Source organism: Caballeronia jiangsuensis (assembly GCF_046030135.1).
GTDB lineage: Bacteria > Pseudomonadota > Gammaproteobacteria > Burkholderiales > Burkholderiaceae > Caballeronia > Caballeronia jiangsuensis.
Window position 1 is genome coordinate 1 of sequence record NZ_JAQQDB010000043.1, and the last position, 16,603, is coordinate 16,603.

At 64.9% G+C, this 16,603-nt stretch carries 18 protein-coding genes; 2 read left to right on the top strand and 16 right to left on the bottom strand.

Annotation, left to right across the window (positions count from 1 at the left end; genetic code table 11):
* Window positions 1–59: 59 nt before the first annotated feature.
* From PQR08_RS31655 to mltG, 9 genes are all read right to left on the bottom strand, one after another.
* Entirely contained in the window at window positions 60–1,130 is a 1,071-nt protein-coding gene (locus PQR08_RS31655) for a glycosyltransferase family 4 protein (RefSeq protein ID WP_187604752.1), read from the bottom strand.
* A gap of 269 nt (window positions 1,131–1,399) precedes the next feature.
* The gene (gene otsA / locus PQR08_RS31660) at window positions 1,400–2,785 is read right to left on the bottom strand and encodes an alpha,alpha-trehalose-phosphate synthase (UDP-forming) (RefSeq protein ID WP_035498648.1); all 1,386 of its coding nucleotides are present in this window, start codon (window positions 2,783–2,785) and stop codon (window positions 1,400–1,402) included.
* 90 nt (window positions 2,786–2,875) lie between these two features.
* Window positions 2,876–4,099 (bottom strand): mechanosensitive ion channel family protein, encoded by a 1,224-nt coding sequence (locus PQR08_RS31665; RefSeq protein WP_250483591.1) that lies wholly within the window; start codon window positions 4,097–4,099, stop codon window positions 2,876–2,878.
* 135 nt (window positions 4,100–4,234) lie between these two features.
* Window positions 4,235–4,591, bottom strand: coding sequence for a Rap1a/Tai family immunity protein (locus PQR08_RS31670; RefSeq protein WP_008349679.1), 357 nt, complete (start codon window positions 4,589–4,591; stop codon window positions 4,235–4,237).
* 106 nt (window positions 4,592–4,697) lie between these two features.
* Complete coding sequence (locus tag PQR08_RS31675) at window positions 4,698–5,477, bottom strand: ankyrin repeat domain-containing protein (protein WP_250483590.1); 780 nt, start codon at window positions 5,475–5,477, stop codon at window positions 4,698–4,700.
* A gap of 55 nt (window positions 5,478–5,532) precedes the next feature.
* Window positions 5,533–6,318 carry a TatD family hydrolase gene (locus PQR08_RS31680; RefSeq protein WP_250483589.1) on the bottom strand — a complete coding sequence of 262 codons (786 nt, stop codon included), beginning with the start codon at window positions 6,316–6,318 and terminating at the stop codon, window positions 5,533–5,535.
* A gap of 61 nt (window positions 6,319–6,379) precedes the next feature.
* Window positions 6,380–7,420, bottom strand: coding sequence for a DNA polymerase III subunit delta' (locus PQR08_RS31685; RefSeq protein WP_250483588.1), 1,041 nt, complete (start codon window positions 7,418–7,420; stop codon window positions 6,380–6,382).
* 20 nt (window positions 7,421–7,440) lie between these two features.
* Window positions 7,441–8,061: a dTMP kinase gene (tmk, locus tag PQR08_RS31690; protein WP_250483587.1), complete on the bottom strand. Its 621-nt coding sequence runs from the start codon at window positions 8,059–8,061 to the stop codon at window positions 7,441–7,443.
* Window positions 8,062–9,072 carry an endolytic transglycosylase MltG gene (gene mltG, locus PQR08_RS31695; RefSeq protein WP_408163586.1) on the bottom strand — a complete coding sequence of 337 codons (1,011 nt, stop codon included), beginning with the start codon at window positions 9,070–9,072 and terminating at the stop codon, window positions 8,062–8,064.
* A gap of 104 nt (window positions 9,073–9,176) precedes the next feature.
* Here mltG and ygfZ point away from each other — a divergent pair, with 104 nt between their 5' ends.
* Together ygfZ and PQR08_RS31705 are read left to right on the top strand one after the other, a co-directional pair.
* The gene (gene ygfZ / locus PQR08_RS31700) at window positions 9,177–10,175 is read left to right on the top strand and encodes a CAF17-like 4Fe-4S cluster assembly/insertion protein YgfZ (protein ID WP_250483586.1); all 999 of its coding nucleotides are present in this window, start codon (window positions 9,177–9,179) and stop codon (window positions 10,173–10,175) included.
* Between the two features lie 12 nt (window positions 10,176–10,187).
* A complete protein-coding gene (locus PQR08_RS31705; RefSeq protein WP_250483585.1) occupies window positions 10,188–11,009 on the top strand; it encodes an NRDE family protein in 822 nt (273 codons plus the stop codon).
* Between the two features lie 5 nt (window positions 11,010–11,014).
* Here the strand turns inward: PQR08_RS31705 and PQR08_RS31710 are convergent, their stop codons facing one another.
* From PQR08_RS31710 to pncA, 7 genes are all read right to left on the bottom strand, one after another.
* A complete protein-coding gene (locus tag PQR08_RS31710; protein ID WP_250483594.1) occupies window positions 11,015–11,968 on the bottom strand; it encodes an alpha/beta hydrolase in 954 nt (317 codons plus the stop codon).
* A gap of 48 nt (window positions 11,969–12,016) precedes the next feature.
* Window positions 12,017–12,877 carry an SDR family oxidoreductase gene (locus PQR08_RS31715; RefSeq protein WP_250483584.1) on the bottom strand — a complete coding sequence of 287 codons (861 nt, stop codon included), beginning with the start codon at window positions 12,875–12,877 and terminating at the stop codon, window positions 12,017–12,019.
* A gap of 16 nt (window positions 12,878–12,893) precedes the next feature.
* Window positions 12,894–13,898, bottom strand: a complete 1,005-nt coding sequence (locus PQR08_RS31720) for an NADP-dependent oxidoreductase (RefSeq protein ID WP_250483583.1) — start codon at window positions 13,896–13,898, stop codon at window positions 12,894–12,896.
* A 28-nt stretch (window positions 13,899–13,926) separates the two neighbouring features.
* Window positions 13,927–14,403, bottom strand: a complete 477-nt coding sequence (locus PQR08_RS31725) for a PaaI family thioesterase (protein WP_187604764.1) — start codon at window positions 14,401–14,403, stop codon at window positions 13,927–13,929.
* Between the two features lie 5 nt (window positions 14,404–14,408).
* Complete coding sequence (locus PQR08_RS31730; RefSeq protein ID WP_035498667.1) at window positions 14,409–14,711, bottom strand: Dabb family protein; 303 nt, start codon at window positions 14,709–14,711, stop codon at window positions 14,409–14,411.
* A gap of 70 nt (window positions 14,712–14,781) precedes the next feature.
* The gene (locus PQR08_RS31735) at window positions 14,782–15,960 is read right to left on the bottom strand and encodes an acetyl-CoA C-acyltransferase (protein ID WP_250483582.1); all 1,179 of its coding nucleotides are present in this window, start codon (window positions 15,958–15,960) and stop codon (window positions 14,782–14,784) included.
* A gap of 15 nt (window positions 15,961–15,975) precedes the next feature.
* Window positions 15,976–16,602, bottom strand: a complete 627-nt coding sequence (pncA, locus tag PQR08_RS31740; protein WP_250483593.1) for a bifunctional nicotinamidase/pyrazinamidase — start codon at window positions 16,600–16,602, stop codon at window positions 15,976–15,978.
* Window position 16,603: the final 1 nt, after the last annotated feature.

The following is a 16,603-nucleotide window of genomic DNA, read 5'->3' on the forward strand; positions in this document are numbered from 1 at the left end:
GGTGGGTCGGACCTTCGGGTCGCGCCACACGGCGGTTTTTTTCTTCGAAGCTCGACCGATCAGGTCGTCGTCGCGCGGTCGATCAGCTTGAAGCGCGTGCGCTTTTGCGCGCGCACGACTGCCTGATAGGCCTCCAGATACTGCCGCGCCATGCGATGCGATGTGAAGCGCTCTTCGAAGCGCGCGCGCACGCGTTCGCGCGACAAGGTGTGCAGGCGATTCACCGCGGCCACCGCGCCGATTTCATCCTCGACGATAAAGCCCGACACCCCTTCGTCCAGCACTTCCGGCACCGAGCCGCGATTGAACGCGATGACAGGCGTGCCGCACGCCATCGCTTCGATCATCACGAGCCCGAAGGGCTCCGGCCAGTCGATCGGGAACATGAGCGCATGCGCGCCCGACAGAAATTCGGCCTTCTGACTGTCGTTGATCTCACCGACATACTCGACATACGGCAACTTCAGCAATGGCGCGATTTCGCGCTCGAAATACTCGTGATCGGCGAAATCCACCTTGGCGGCGATCTTGATCGGCAAGCCGCAACGGCCCGCGATGCGGATCGCGGTATCGACACGCTTTTCCGGCGAGATGCGTCCGAGAAACGCGAGGTACTTCTGTTCCACCGGCTGCGGCGTATAAAGCTTCTCCGGCAGGCCGTGATACACCGTGCTCACCCACTTCGCCTGCGGCAGCGGATGGCGCTGCGCATCGGAAATGGAAATCACGGGCGCGGTATTGAACGTATCGAATACCGGCTGTTGCTCGGGAAGATCGAGGCGGCCGTGCATCGTCGTCACGAACGGCGTGTCCTGGCGCTTGAAGAGCGAGAACGAGTAATAGTCCATGTGAAAGTGCAGGACGTCGAACTCTTCGGCGCGACGGCGCACCAGTTCCATCAGCAGCATGTGAGGCGCGATGCGGTCGCGGATCGCCGGGTCGAGCCGCAACGCGCGCGGCCATACGGCTTCCAGGTTGGCGCTGGTTTGCGAGTCGCCGGTCGCGAAGAGCGTCACGTCATGACCGAGCTCGACGAGCGCCTCGGTGAGGTACGACACGACGCGCTCGGTTCCGCCATACAGTTTCGGCGGCACCGACTCGGTCAGCGGAGCAATCTGGGCAATTCTCATCGTTCTCGTCTCCATGCGAATATCGACGTGCGGCGCAGACTTCGTGTACCGGCCGCGGCGCGCATCGAGTATGACAGCGGGCCGTAAGCCGGGCCAACAAGGTTTGCCCTTACGCGTAATTCCGTCTCGCGCGGTTCGCCCATGCCTGTCGTGCGCCGGCAAGCGCCGGCGTGTTGAACCCATTATCGAGTGCGAATAAGCCCGCCGTGGGCGTCTATTGCACTTTCATCGCTCTGTTACAGGGGCGAAACACTCGTTTCGGGAGACGGTTACGCTTGAGCGTCGCCGCGCAGATCCGCGAGGAAGTCGTCGCGCCACACGCCCAGGTCGTGCTTGCGCAGCGCGGTCATGTTGGTTTCGTAGCGCTCCTTGCGCTCGGCGAGCGGCATCGCGAGCGCGCGCCCGATCGCCTCGCTCGTGCCGACGATATCGTGCGGATTGACCATCACCGCGCCGGTCATCTCATCGGCCGCGCCCGCGAACTGCGAGAGCACGAGCACGCCGGGATCGTCGGGATTCTGCGCGGCGACGTATTCCTTCGCGACGAGATTCATGCCGTCACGCAGCGGTGTGACGAGCCCGATCTGCGATTCGCGAAAGAGCGACATCAGCTTCCATCGGTCGTAACGCTGGTTGAGATAGCGGATCGGCGTGTAATCGAGCCCGGAGTAGCGTCCGTTGATGCGCCCCGCTTCGTACTCCAGGTTTTGGCGAATCTGCTGATAGGTCTCGACATCCGCGCGCGTCGGCGGCGCGATCTGCACGAGCGTGACGTTGCCGCGCCATTCGGGCGACTTCTCCAGAAAATGCTCGAACGCGCGAAAACGCTCGACGAGTCCTTTCGAGTAATCGAGCCGGTCCACGCTCATGATGAGCTTGCGGCCTTCGAGGCTCTGCTTCAGATCCATCACGTCCTGACGCGCTTCGCCGCGTTCGGCCTGTTCGGCGATCTCGTCCGGAAACACGCCGATGCGATACACGTTCGTCCTGAGCTTTCTGCCGAACGCTTCGACGTGGCCGTCGGGCGTTGCGGTGCCGTGCGCGTGCCGGACGATGTAGTCATGAAACGCGACGCGGTCCCGTTCGGTCTGAAAGCCGACCACGTCGTAGCAGCACAGCGACTTGACCAGTTCCTCGTGCGGCGGAATGTTCAAGAGAATCTGCGGCGACGGAAACGGGATATGCAGAAAGAAGCCGATGCGATTCGTGATGCCCGCCGAGCGCAGCGCCTCGGCGAACGGGATCAGATGATAGTCGTGGACCCAGATGATGTCGTCGGGTTCGAGCAGCTTGATGAGCTTGTGCGCGAGCCACGCGTTCACGCGCCGGTAGCCGGCGTATTCGTCGCGGTCGTAGACGGCGAGATCGTTGCGATAGTGAAAGACCGGCCACAGCATCGCGTTGGAGAAGCCACGGTAATACTGGTCGTAGTCCTTCTTCGGCAGGCCGACGGTCGCGAAAGTCACCGCACCGTCCTGTTCGAGCTTCGGCCCCTGGTTCGCGACGGTTTCGCTCACTACGTCCCCGCTCCAGCCGAACCAGACGCCGCCGCTGTCCTTGAGCGCGCCGAAGACGCCGACGGCGAGGCCGCCCGCGGAGCCCTTGGTTTCGGTCGGCGTGGCGACCCGGTTGGATACGACGACGAGACGGCTCATATGCTTTCCTTTTTCTCTTCGAACTTTTCTTTTTAGAATAAACCCGAAATTTTCGACTGGAAAATCCCGCGCGGGTTTCCGTCGATGCCCTCAGTTCTTCCCGGTCGATGCCGCCGCATGCGCTCGTGGATCCGGCCCGCCCGGCTCGCCGCGGCTCGCGACCGGATCGGCGGGCGTGTTCGCCGTGCTGGCGGCGTGCGTCGCGCCCTCGCGTTCGAGCGGCGGCGCGAAATCGACGTGACGGTCCTTATCCGTCGACAAATCCGCGCGTGCACGCGGCAGATACTGCGGATACGCGGCCTGCACGAAGTTCACGAGCCCTTCGCGCACGCGGCAGCGCAAATCCCAGTTGAGCGCCGAATCGAACGAGCTGACGAGCACGCGAAGCTGCATCGCGCGGTCGGTGGCGTCGGTGACCTGCAGCACCTGCACGCGGCCGTCCCATTCCGGCGCGTGCGCGAGAATGCGCTCCAGTTCTTCGCGCAGCGGCGCGATCGGCATGCGGTAATCGACGTACAAAAACACCGTGCCGATGATCTGCGAGCTGTTGCGCGTCCAGTTCGTGAACGGATTCTCGATGAACCACTGCAACGGCACGATGAGGCGTCGCTGGTCCCAGATTCGAATCGATACATACGTGCCGGTGATTTCCTCGACGCGTCCCCACTCGCCCTGAATCACGACGACATCGTCGAGGCGAATCGGCTGCGACAGCGCGATCTGCAATCCGGCGATCAGATTGCCGAGCACCGGCCGCGCCGCGATACCGGCGACGAGCCCCGCGACACCCGCCGATGCCAAAAGGCTCGCGCCGATCTGCCGCACGCTCGGAAACGCCATCAGCGCCGCGCCGAAACCGATGATCACGATCACCACCATCACCGAGCGCGCGAGCACGCGCGCCTGGGTGTGGATGCGGCGCGCGTTGAGGTTGTCGTCGGTGTCGAGCGGATGCGCCTGCACGATCGCTTCGCCTACCGCACCCGCCGAGCGCATCGCGAGGAACGTGAGCGCACCGATCAGCGCGACGGTTTCGACATCGCGCAGCACGCCGATGAGCGGCAGCGTATCGGGCGCCTCGAAAATCACGAAGCCGATTCCGAGGATGATGAGGAGGAAGAGCGCGGGCTTGTCGACGTAGCGCAGGACGACGCTCATCAGCGGATACGGCCGCGCGATGCGCACGAGAATGCGCGCGCCGATGCGATGCACGCCGATCGCGAATACCACCGCGATGGCGGCCACGACGAGCGCGCCCGGCCAGGTGCCGAGCGGCCGTTCTGCGAGATTCAGGAAGTGATCGAGTGGGAGCATGAGCGTCGCGAAGATCAGCTTCGTGAAGGTGGAGGCGGCGAAGTGATTACGCCGGCCGCATCGCACGGATGCGGATCGCCGCGCAATGCAGCGCGACGCCAGGACGCCCGATAGCGCCCCGGCGTCAAAAGCCGTTCAGCGCTCCGCCTTGCAGGGGAACGCCTTGCCGAGGCCGAGCGAGACCATCGTGGTCGCGTTGAAATCGGCCTTGTCGGGATTATTCGCGATGTACTTGCGCACCGCGTCCGTGAGTTGCTGCGGCTTCACGTCCGCCGGCAGACAGAAATACTGGCCGACCTGCGGCCCGGAGGTTCCGCCGATCGCCTCGATCGTGTTGTAGATGCCGTCCGCCGCGCCTTCGATATAGGCCGCGCAGGCAGTCCGCGAATTGGGATCCGTTTTGGTGCAGAGCTTGTTCAGATCGTTGCCGGTAAACGCAAACGCGCAGACGGGCGTCGCGAGAGCACAGGCGAGGACGAATTCCCGCAGCATGGTCTTCCTTTTATGTTGAGCGGCGGCTTGAATGGGGCAACGGGTTCGGGGCGATGTGCGGCCGCGCCTGACCGCGCGTGCCCCGGAGCTTGACTGTCGCGCTGCGCTATTTTGCACCGTTTGAGCCGCTTTGCGGAGCGCCGCCGCTCTGCGGCATCGAATCCAGACGCGCCTGCAGGCCTTCCGCGACGTCCTTCTCGTTGTACTTGCGGGCGAAGTCCACCGCCGTCATGCCGAGCTGATTCTTCACACGCAGATCCGCGCCTTCGTCGAGCAGCAGCTTGCAGGTCGAAAGATGACCGCCGCGCGCGGCCATCATGAGCGGCGTCGTGCCGTTGGGCGAACCGGCGTCGATATAGGCCGAATGATCGACCAGGATCTTCACGATATCGTCATGGCCGTTGGTCGCCGCGTAGTGCAACGGCGTCCAGCCCTTCTTGTTCACTTCGGCGTCCTTTGCGATCAGGAGATTCACGAAGGTCGCGTCGCCGTTGAGCGCGGCGAGCATCATCGCGTTTTCGCCGGCGGGGTCGAGTTTCTCAAGATCGGTCTTCGAATTGTCGGCGAGCAACTGGCCGACCTTGTCGGACTTCTCGCGCGCGGCGATCACGATGATCGGCGTGCCCGTGTTGTCGACCGTATTCGGGTCCGCGCCCTGCGCGAGTTGCTTCTTGACGGCGGAGACGTCGTCGAACTTGACCGCCTTGATGAGCGAGTCCACGGATGCGGCCCAGACCGGCTGCGCGATCGCGCATGCGGCCAGCAGCGCGCCCGCGACGAGGCCGCGCACGGCCGCGCCTGCTCGTGCATTGCGGACATCCCGGGCACGGGAAACGTTTGGCACGCTCGCCACGGACAGGGTGGAAACCATCGGGGAATTGTTCATAGTGACCTTCGGATTGCCTTGAAACAGGTTTTTTTCGCGCGCGGGCCGGCTGCCCTCAGACTGGCCGCGCGATCTTGAAGAGCCGGAAGAAGTTCTCGGTGGTCGCCTCTGCGACGGCTTCTTCCGGCTGCTCGCGCAACTGCGCGATGAAACGTCCGACATAACTCACGTACGCAGGTTCGTTCGGCTTGCCGCGATACGGCACCGGCGCGAGATACGGCGAATCGGTTTCGATCAGCAAACGCTCGATCGGCACGCGCCGCGCAACGTCCTGCACGTCTTTCGCATTCTTGAACGTGACGATGCCCGAGATCGAAATATGGAAGTTCTGCGCGAGTGCCCGTTCCGCGATCTCCCACGGCTCCGTGAAGCAATGCATCACGCCGCCCGGCACGCCCGCGCGCTCTTCCTCCATGATGCGCAGGGTGTCGTCCGACGACGAGCGCGTATGGATGATGAGCGCCTTGCCCGTCTTGTGCGCGGCCCGGATGTGCGTGCGAAAACGCTCGCGCTGCCATTCCATGTCGGCGATGCTGCGCCCTTCCAGACGATAGTAGTCGAGCCCGGTCTCGCCGATCGCGCAAACCTTCGGATGCGCAGCCAGTTCGACGAGTTCCGCGACGCTCGGCTCCTTCGCATCCTCGTGATCCGGATGCACGCCGACGGATGCATACACGTTCTCGTGCTTTTCGGCGATGTCGAGCACGGAAGGCAGCGTTTCCAGATCGACCGACACGCACAGCGCATGGGTCACGGCGTGCGCGCGCATCTTGTCGAGCACGTCGGGCAGACGGTCGGCGAGCCCTTCGAAGTTGATGTGGCAGTGTGAATCGACGAACATCCGGTGCTCCTTAATACATGTGCTGCTGCGCGCGGGGCGCATATCGCGGTCAGGCCGTATGTCAGGCCGTATAAATGCCGCGATAGCCGATGAACAGTTCCTCGAACACGAGGCGCGCATTGAGCGGGTGATTTTCCACCGCGCGCTGCCGCGTGACGGTCTTCATGTAGCGTGCGAGCGCGGCGGGATCGGCGCTCTGGGCGCAACGGGCGAGTGCCTTCGCCGCGCCGGGAAAATAGCGCGGCCGGCCCGCCGTGCGCTCGGCAAGCAGATCGTAGAGCCAGCGTTGCAGCCAGCCGAGCACGAGCGGCACCGGCAGCTTCTGCAGGTTTTCGCCGCACGCGAAGGCGTCGCAATTCGGTCCGGCGGCGAGTTGCGCGAGCGTGAAGTCACGCAGGGCGCGGTTCTCGTCGTTCGCCAGCGCAAGCGCAGCAAGCGGCGCGCCGCCTGCCTGCGCGAGCAGTCCCGCCGGATCGTCGACGCCCTGCGACGCGAGCCACGCGCTCGCTTCTTTCGACGGCGGCACGCTCATCGGCCACTGGCGGCAACGGCTGATGATGGTGGGCAACAGACGATCGACGCGCGCCGACACCAGCAAAAACACGACGCCCGATGGCGGCTCTTCGAGCGTCTTCAGCAACGCATTCGCCGCCGCGACGTTGAGCGCTTCCGCCGGATACAGCACGACGACGCGCAGGCCGCCCCGATGCGAGCCGACGCCGCAGAAGTCCAGCAGCGCGCGCACCTGCTCGATCTTGATTTCCTTGCTTGGCGTGCGGGTCTTCTTGCCTTCGTCGCCATCGGCTTTGTCGGCGGATGCATCGGAGGCGTCGGCGTTGCCGGCCGCGAGGCCCGCGAGTGCTTCAGGCAGCACCGCGCGGTAATCGGGATGATTGCCTTGCGAAAACCACAGGCATGCGCGGCAAGTCCCGCACGGCTCGCCGTTCGGGGTAGCCATCTCACATAGCAGTCCCTGCGCGAGATGCTGCGCGAACTGAAGCTTGCCGATGCCCGCCTCGCCATGCAGTAAAAGCGCATGCGGCCAGTGCGCGCGCAGTTGCTGGAGACGTTGCCAGTCGTCGGTTTGCCAAGGGTAGATCATCGATATGTTTCTATGTTAAATCAGAGGATTGCGATTACTTCTTCAAGCTTTTCACGAATGTCTTCGATAGACCGCGTCGAATCGACGATGAAGAACCGCTGCGGCGATTCCTCCGCGCGGCGCAGATACTCGTTGCGCGTGCGCTCGAAAAACGCCTCCGACTCGCTCTCGAACTTGTCCGGCGCGCGGGCCGCCGAGCGTCGCTCGCTCGCGGTGTCGGTCGGTACGTCGAAAAGCACGGTCAGATCAGGCTGGAAACCGCCCTGCACCCAGCGCTCCAGCGCCTCCAGCTTGTCGCGCGGCAAGCCGCGCCCGCCGCCCTGATACGCGAAAGTCGCGTCGGTGAAACGGTCCGACAGCACCCAGTCGCCGCGCGAAAGCGCCGGTTCGATCACCTGCGCGAGATGCTCGCGGCGCGCGGCGAACATCAGCAGCGCTTCGGTTTCGAGGTCCATCGGCTGATTCAGCAGAATGCCGCGCAGCGTTTCACCGAGCGGCGTGCCGCCCGGTTCGCGCGTCATCGCGACCTGATGTCCGCCCGACGCCAGTTTCGCTTCGAGGCGCTGGCGGAACCAGTCCAGATGCGTGGTCTTGCCCGCGCCGTCGATGCCTTCGAACGTGATGAACTTGCCGCGCGCCATTCATTGACCCCGGATGTATTTGTCGACGGCCTTGTTGTGGTCGCCCAGATTGTCGGAAAAGATGCTGCTGCCATCGCCGCGCGACACGAAATACAGCGCGTTGCTCGCGGCGGGGTTGAGCGTGGCGTTCAATGCGGCCACGCCGGGCAGCGCGATCGGAGTCGGCGGCAGGCCCATGCGCGTGTAGGTATTGTACGGAGTGTCCGTCTGGAGGTCTTTTTTCCTGAGCTTTCCGCCGTAAGCGGGTCCGAGGCCGTAGATGACGGTCGGATCAGTCTGCAGCGGCATGCCGATACGCAGCCGGTTCGCGAACACCGCCGCGACGAGCGGACGGTCCGACGCGCGCCCTGTCTCCTTCTCGACGATCGACGCCATGATGAGCGCGTCGTACGGCGTCTTGTAAGGCAGATTCTGCGCGCGCGTGTTCCACGCTTCGGTGAGGCGCGCCTGCATCAGCCGATACGCGCGCTTGTAGACGGCGAGATCCCTCGTGCCCTTGTCGAAGAGATAGGTATCCGGGAAGAACAGACCTTCGGCCGATGCCTTGTCGACTTCGGCCGCGCCGATCGCCCGCAGCAGGTCAGTGTCGGTCATGCCTGCCGTGTCGTGCGTGAGCGCGGGATTGCCGTCGAGCTCGCCGCGCATTTTTTGCAGCGTCCAGCCTTCGATGACGGTCGCGACGTACTCGTTCACGTCGCCCCGCGCGATCTTCTCCAGCACTTCGTAAGGCGTGATGCCGCTCTTGAAAGCGTAGTTGCCGGACTTCAGTTGCGCGGACAGGCCGAGCACGCGCGTCATCAGCACGAACAGCTCGGGTTCGACGGGCACGCCGCCACGGTTCAACTGGGCGCTCACGCTGCGCAGGCTGCTGTGCGGTTTGATTGTGACGTCGAGTTCGGGCGTCGACAGGGTCATCGGCCGGTTGGCCCACCAGTACATGCCGCCTGCGACGGCCGCCGCGAGCATCGCGACGAACACCGCCGCCACGACGCATTTCTTGAAAAAGGACATGCGAAACACGCTTGAGATAAGACCAATATAATAACTTGCCGCCTGCGTCAGAGCCGCTTTCTGCGGCTTGCGCCCAAACGATAGGATTGACAGCCCGCCCGCTCATGAATTCCCAGACCATCGCCCTCGCCCCTTCAGACTTCGAAACCGTCAAGACCGCCGGCGCGTATATTCCGCTCACCCAGTTCGGCGTGATCGACGTCAAGGGCGAGGACGCCGCCTCGTTCCTGCACAACCAGGTCACGAACGATGTCCAGCATCTCGATGCGTCCACCGCGCGGCTCGCGGGCTATTGCTCGCCGAAGGGCCGCCTGCTCGGTTCCTTCCTGATGTGGCGCACGGCCGACGTGGTGCGCCTCTTGATCGCGCACGACGTGCAGGCCGCCGTGCAGAAGCGCCTGTCGATGTTCGTGCTGCGCTCGAAGGCGAAGCTCACCGACGCGACTTCCGAAGTGGCGGCGGTCGGCTTCGCGGGCGACGTGCGTGCGGCGCTCTCCGGCATCTTCGACGCATTGCCCGACGGCGTGCACGTGAAGGTCGAAGGGCCGCACGGCGCGCTGATCCGCGTGCCGGATGCGGCGCATCGTCCGCGCTTTCTGTGGGTCGGACCGAAAGCCGATGTCGAGGCGCACATCGCGAAGCTCGACGAAAAACTGAAGCGCGTGCCCGAGCAAATGTGGGACTGGCTCGATATTCACGCAGGCGAGCCGCGCATCACGCACGCGACGGTCGAGCAGTTCGTTCCGCAAATGGTGAATTTCGACGTGCTCGGCGCGGTGAACTTCAAGAAAGGCTGCTATCCGGGACAGGAGATCGTCGCGCGCAGCCAGTATCGCGGCACGATCAAGCGGCGCACGGCGCTCGCACACGTCGATACCGGCGCCGATTCCGTCCTGCCCGGCGCCGAGCTCTTTCATTCCGATGATCCCGGCCAGCCGTGCGGACTCGTCGTCAACGTGGCGCCCGGCGAGCACGGCGGCGTGGATTGCCTCGTCGAAATCAAGCTCGCCGCGCTCGAAAGCGGCTCGGTGCACGTCGGCGCAGCCGATGGCCCCGCGCTCGGCTTCGTGCCGCTGCCCTACGCTTTTCCCGCCGACGCCTGAGGTCGCGCGCGCATGTGTCTGATCGTCTTCGACTGGCAGCCCGCGGCTTCCGAGGAAAGCGGCCGCGCATTGCTGACGCTCTCGGCCAACCGCGACGAATTTCTGCGCCGTGACGCCGAGCCGATGCACTGGTGGAACGATGCGCCTGGCGTACTCGCGGGCCGCGATCTGGCGGGTGGCGGAACGTGGCTCGGTGTTTCGCGCGATGGCCGTTTCGCGGCGCTCACCAACTATCGCGCGCCGGGCGACATGAAGCCGAACGCGCCGACGCGCGGCACGCTCGTGAGCAATTTTCTCGCGGGCGAGCGCGAAGCGCCGCTCGATTATTTACAGAACGTGGCGCGGGAAGGTCATCGATATAACGGCTTCAACCTGCTGTGCGGAGACCTCACGCGGCGCGAGCTCGGCTGGTACGGCAATCGCGCCGATGCGCCACCCGCGTTGCTCGACGCAGGCGTGCATGGCTTGTCCAACAGTCTGTTGAACACGCCCTGGCCGAAGCTCGTCGCGCAACGCGAAGCGCTGTGCGATCTGATTCACGCCGATGAACGCCCGTCGCTCGATGTGCTCATCGACACATTGCGCGATCCGCGCATTGCGAACGACGAGCATCTTCCATCGACGGGCATTTCGATCGAGCGGGAGCGCGTGCTGTCGGCGGCGTTTATCGAAACGCCCGATTACGCGACGCGCAGCACGACGGCGTTGCGCGTGAAGCCGTTTGCGCGGGGACTATCGCTGGAAATCAAGGAACGTAGCGATGATGACGGTTCGCATCGCATCGTGCGGCCGGGGGAATTCGAGCGGGCGTTTGCGTTCGAGATCGAAGCCTAGGCGAATCACTCCAACGCCGCCCGCAACACCCTCACCGCTTCCGCATGCGCCCCGGCGACTTCCGGCACGAACCCGCCCATCTTGAAGAACTCGTGGATCATGCCTTCATACCGCACGAGCGTGACCGCCACGCCCGCCTTTTCGAGCGTGGCTGCAAACGCGATGTCCTCGTCATAGAGCGGATCGTGATCCGCCGCCGCGATCCACGCGGGCGCAACGCCTTTGAAATCCGGCACGCCGCCCGCCGCATCGAGCGGTGCGAAGCGCCAGTCGTCGCGGTCGCGATCGTCGCGCAGATATTGCGCAAAGAACCACTGGATCGTTTCGCCGGAAAGCAGATAGCCATCCGCGAGCCGCGCGTGCGACGCGCTCTTCTGCCACGCGCTCGTGCCCGGATAGATCAACAACTGCAGCCGCAGATCGATGCCCGCATCGCGCGCGAGCACCGCGCACACGATCGCGAGCGTGCCGCCCGCGCTATCTCCGCCGATCGCGAGTCGCGCCGGATCGATGCCGAGCGTCGGCGCTTCGCGAACGAGCCATTGCAGCGCGTCGAACGCATCGTTCACCGCGACGGGAAACTTGTGCTCGGGCGCGAGACGGTAATCGACCGATACGACCGCGCAGCCCGCGTCGTGCGCAAGCTTGCGGCATAGCGCGTCATGCGTCGATATGCTGCCGACCGTAAAGCCGCCGCCGTGCAGATACATGAGCGCCGCGACAGGCTCGGCCCAGCCCGGCTCGACCGGATGATAGATGCGCACGCCGATCGTTTCGCCATCGCGCACGGGAATGCGCAGGTCCTCGACGCTGAACATCGGCAGCGGCGCGATGTCGAGAATTTGCGCGCTCATCGCGTACGCGGCGCGCGCCTGTTGCGGCGTGAGCGTGTGATACGGCGGTCGATTCGCGCGCGCGACCATCTCCAGGATTTGCGCGATCTTCGGATTGAGCGGCATCGGCGAAGTGAATGTCAAAGGGGCACGATGATGCCACGAACCACGCCGTCAGCGCGGCCGTTTCAGCGACATCGGATCGGTCGGGTTGCGCAGTTGCGCGATGTCGTCGAGCCGCAGTTGCACCGACGCCATGATGTTCGGATGCGTGATGACATAGAAGCGCCCTTCGCGAACTGCATCGAACGTCAAAAGGGCGACGTCGCGCGCCGTGAGCTTGCCGCCTTCCACCGCCCGCGTGAGTTGCCGGGCCGCGAGCTTCTGCGACGCCGTGTAAGGCGCCTCGTTGGCGAGCGCCTCGGGCCGCGAACGTTCGGCGTCGGCAATGCCGGTCGGCACGAACGCGGGACACAGCAGCGACACGCCGATCAGCGACGCACCCGCGAGCCGCAAGTCGTGATGAAGCGTCTCGGTCAGCGCGACCACCGCGTGCTTCGATGCGTTGTAGACGCCCATCGCGGGCGCGGCGAGCAGGCCCGCCACCGACGCCGTGTTGACGATATGCGCCGGCTCGTTCTGTTCGAGCATGACCGGCACGAACGCGCGCAGTCCGTTCGCGACGCCCATCACGTTCACGCCGAAAACCCATTGCCAGTCGTTCGCGCTGTTCTCCCACACGAAGCCGCCCGCGCCGACGCCCGCGTTGTTGAAGAGCAGATGCGCGCCGCCGTACGTTTCGAGCGACGCGCGCGCGAGTGCTTCGACCTGAGCTGCGTCCGACACGTCCGTCGTGACGCCGATCGCGTCGCCGCCCTCCGCGCGCACCGCTTCGACGGTCGCGGCGAGCGCGGCGGTGTCGAGATCGGCGAGCACGAGCTTCATGCCGAGCGACGCGCCCAGCTTCGCGAACTCGCGCCCGAATCCGCTGCCCGCGCCGGTGATGACGGCGACCTTGCCTTCGAATCGATCCACGTGCGTTCCTTCGCGACTAGACGAGCTTCACGAGTTGCTTGCCGAAGTTCTTTCCGCGCAGGAGGCCGAGAAACGCCTCGGGCGCATTCTCCAGCCCTTGCGCGATGCTCTCGCGAAAATGCAGTTTCTTCGTCGCGACGCGCTCGGCGAGTTCCTTCAGCGCCTGCGGCCAGATATCCAGATGTTCGTAGACGATGAAGCCCTGGAGCTTGAGCCGCTGCGTCAGGATGAGTCGGGGCGCGTCCATCGGCAAAGGCTTGCCGTCGTAACCGGAGATCATTCCGCACACGGCGACGCGTCCGAACGCGTTCATGCGCGCGAGCACGGCATTGAGCGTTGCGCCGCCGACGTTCTCGAAGTAGCCATCGACGCCGTTGGGTGTCGCGGCCTTCAGATCCTCGTAGAGCTTGCCCGCCTTGTAATCGACGCAGGCATCGAAGCCGAGCGTCTCGACGACATAGCGGCACTTGTCCGGTCCGCCCGCGATGCCGACCGCGCGGCATCCGGCCGCTTTCGCCAGTTGCCCGACGACGCTGCCCACCGCGCCGCTCGCCGCCGACACGACGACCGTCTCGCCGGCTTTCGGCTCGATGATGCGATTGAGCCCGTACCACGCCGTGACGCCCGGCATGCCGACCGCGCCGAGATAAGCGGACAGCGGCACGCGCGACGCATCGACCTTGTTCAGGCCGCGGCCATCGGAGGTACCGAACTCCTGCCAGCCGAGCACGCCGACGACGCTATCGCCCACCGCGAACGCCGGGTTGCGCGACTCGCTCACGACGCCCACGGTGCCGCCGATCATCACTTGGTCGAGCGGCTGCGGCGCGGCGTACGATTTCGCGTCGTCCATGCGGCCGCGCATGTACGGATCGAGCGACAGATAGTGATTGCGCACGCGCACTTCGCCGTCTTGCAGCGGCGCGAGCGGCGTTTCGACCAGCTTGAAGTTCGACACCGACGCCTCGCCTTGCGGGCGCGACACGAGCAGGATCTGGCGGTTGATGTGTGTCTCAGCCATGCGGATTCTCCTTCGCGGATTGTTTGGATCAGGCGTCGCTCGGACCGGGCGTCGCCTTCGGATCGGAACGCATCTTCTGCCTGACGATGTCGCGCCCGACCGCGAGCCGCTTCATGTACTTGAACGTGCCGAGCGCCTTCGCGACGAAGTGGCCTTCGCTGTCGCGGATCTCGCCTTCGCAATAGGCCATCGTCGTCGAGCGATGCAGCACGCGGCCATAGCCGCGCAGTTCGCCGCGGCCCGGCTGCATGAAGTTGACTTTCATCTCGACGGTGACGACGCCTATTCCATCGCCCGCGACGCTGCGCGCGGCGAGCGCAAGCGCTGCGTCGAGGAGCGTCATCGTGACGCCGCCGTGCGCGATGCCCCACGTGTTCATGTGCGCTTCCTGAAGCGGCATACGCACTTCGCTCTCGCCGTCGGCGGCCTTGACGAGCTGCACGCCGAGCGCGTCGATGAACGGGCTTTCGATCGAAACGTTGCTCGAGGAATCAGAAGAAGACATCGCGCTCACACTTCGTAATCGACGCACTGCCGGTCTTCGCGGATCGCCGCGACGAAGTCCTTCAGCGCCTGATGCTTCGGATGAACCTGATAGGCTTCGAGCGCGGCGTGGTCGTCGAAGTCGGAGACCAGCACGACGTCGTACGTGCACGCGAAACCAGGCTGCGCGGTGCCGACTTCGAAATGTCCCTGCCCCTTGACGATGCTGCGGCAGGTCTCGAGCTTCGCCTTCAGCTTTTCGGCGTTCTCGGCGCGGCTCGCGCCCTCGGCGTTTTCCTTCAGCTTCCACATGACGATGTGACGTAGCACGGCGACTCCTGTTGTCGAACGAGAACTGAAGCGTAGCAAAAATCGCCGTGCGGCGAGAAACGCGCAACCGTCACACGATTTCGAACAGCCCCGCAGCCCCTTGGCCGCCGCCGATGCACATCGTGACCACGACGAACTTCGCGCCGCGCCGCTTGCCTTCGATGAGCGCATGGCCCGTCAGCCGCGCGCCCGAAACGCCATACGGATGCCCGACCGCGATCGCGCCGCCGTTCACGTTCAGGCGCTCATCGGGAATGCCCAGCGTGTCGCGGCAGTAGAGCACCTGCACGGCGAACGCTTCGTTCAGCTCCCACAAGCCGATATCGTCGACGGACAAGCCCGCGCGCTTCAAAAGCTTCGGCACGGCGAACACCGGACCGATGCCCATCTCGTCCGGCTCGCAGCCCGCGACCGCGAAGCCGCGGAAGATGCCGAGCGGCTGAAGTCCCTCTTTCTCGGCGAGCGTCGCGTTCATCACGACGCTCGCCGATGCGCCGTCGGAAAACTGGCTCGCGTTGCCCGCCGTGACGACCCCGCCGGGCAGCGCGGTCCGAATCTTCGATACGCCTTCGAGCGTCGTGTCGGCGCGGATGCCTTCGTCGGCGGCAAGCGTCACTTCCTTGGTGAACATGCGGCCCGTCGCCTTGTCGGCGATGCCGGCGAGCACGGTGATCGGCACGATTTCATCGTCGAACCTGCCCGCGGCCTGAGCCGCCGCCGCGCGCTGCTGCGAGCGCACGCCGTATTCGTCCTGCCGCGCCTTCGAGATCTCGTAGCGCTTCGCGACGGTCTCGGCGGTCTGCAGCATCGACCAGTAGATCTCCGGCTTGTTCTGGTTCAGCCAGCCATCGGTGAGCATGTGGCGGTTCATCTCGTTCTGCACGCACGAGATCGATTCGACGCCGCCCGCGACGTACACATCGCCCTCGCCCGCGATCACGCGTTGCGCGGCGAGCGCGATCGTCTGCAATCCCGACGAGCAGAACCGATTCACCGTCATGCCGGCCACGGAAACGGGCAAACCCGCGCGCAATGCGATCTGCCGCGCGATGTTCATGCCCGTCGCGCCTTCGGGATTCGCGCAGCCCATGATGACGTCCTCGACGCGCGCCGGATCGATGCCCGCGCGTTCGACGACGGCCTTCGTCACGTGCCCGCCGAGCGTCGCGCCGTGGGTCATGTTGAGCGCGCCGCGCCACGATTTGGCGAGCGCGGTGCGCGCCGTCGATACGATGACTGCATCAGTCATGTTGTCTCCCTTGCTTTAATTGAGTATGTCTGCTGAGTCCACGCGCCGCACGCCGGCGTCGCGCATGTCCTGCCACGCGCGTTCGAGCGAGCCGTCGAGATCGATCGCGCGGCACGCGTCCTCGATCACGGTAACGTCGAAGCCCGCCGTGCGCGCATCGAGCGCGGACCACGCGACGCAATAGTCGGTCGCGAGTCCCGCGAGCCAGACGTGCTTCGCGCCGACGTTGCGCAAATAGCCTTCGAGGCCGGTCGGTGTGACGCGATCCCCTTCGATGAACGCCGAGTAACTGTCGACCCGCTCGTGATGTCCCTTGCGGATCACGAGCCGCGCATGCGGCACATGCAGATCGCGATGCAGCGCCGCGCCCTCGGTGTCCTGCACGCAATGAACCGACCACAGCACCTGTTCGCCGTACGGCAGCGTCATCGTCTCGAACGGCTTTCGGCCCGCGTGATTCGCCGCGAACGACACATGCGAGCGCGGATGCCAGTCCTGCGTCAGCACGGCGTGCGAGAACGCGCGCGCAAGCCGGTTGACGATGGGCACGACTTCATCGCCGCACGCGACGGCAAGCGCCCCGCCCGGCATGAAGTCGTACTGCACATCCACGACGAGCAACACGTCTTCGACGGGTTTCATC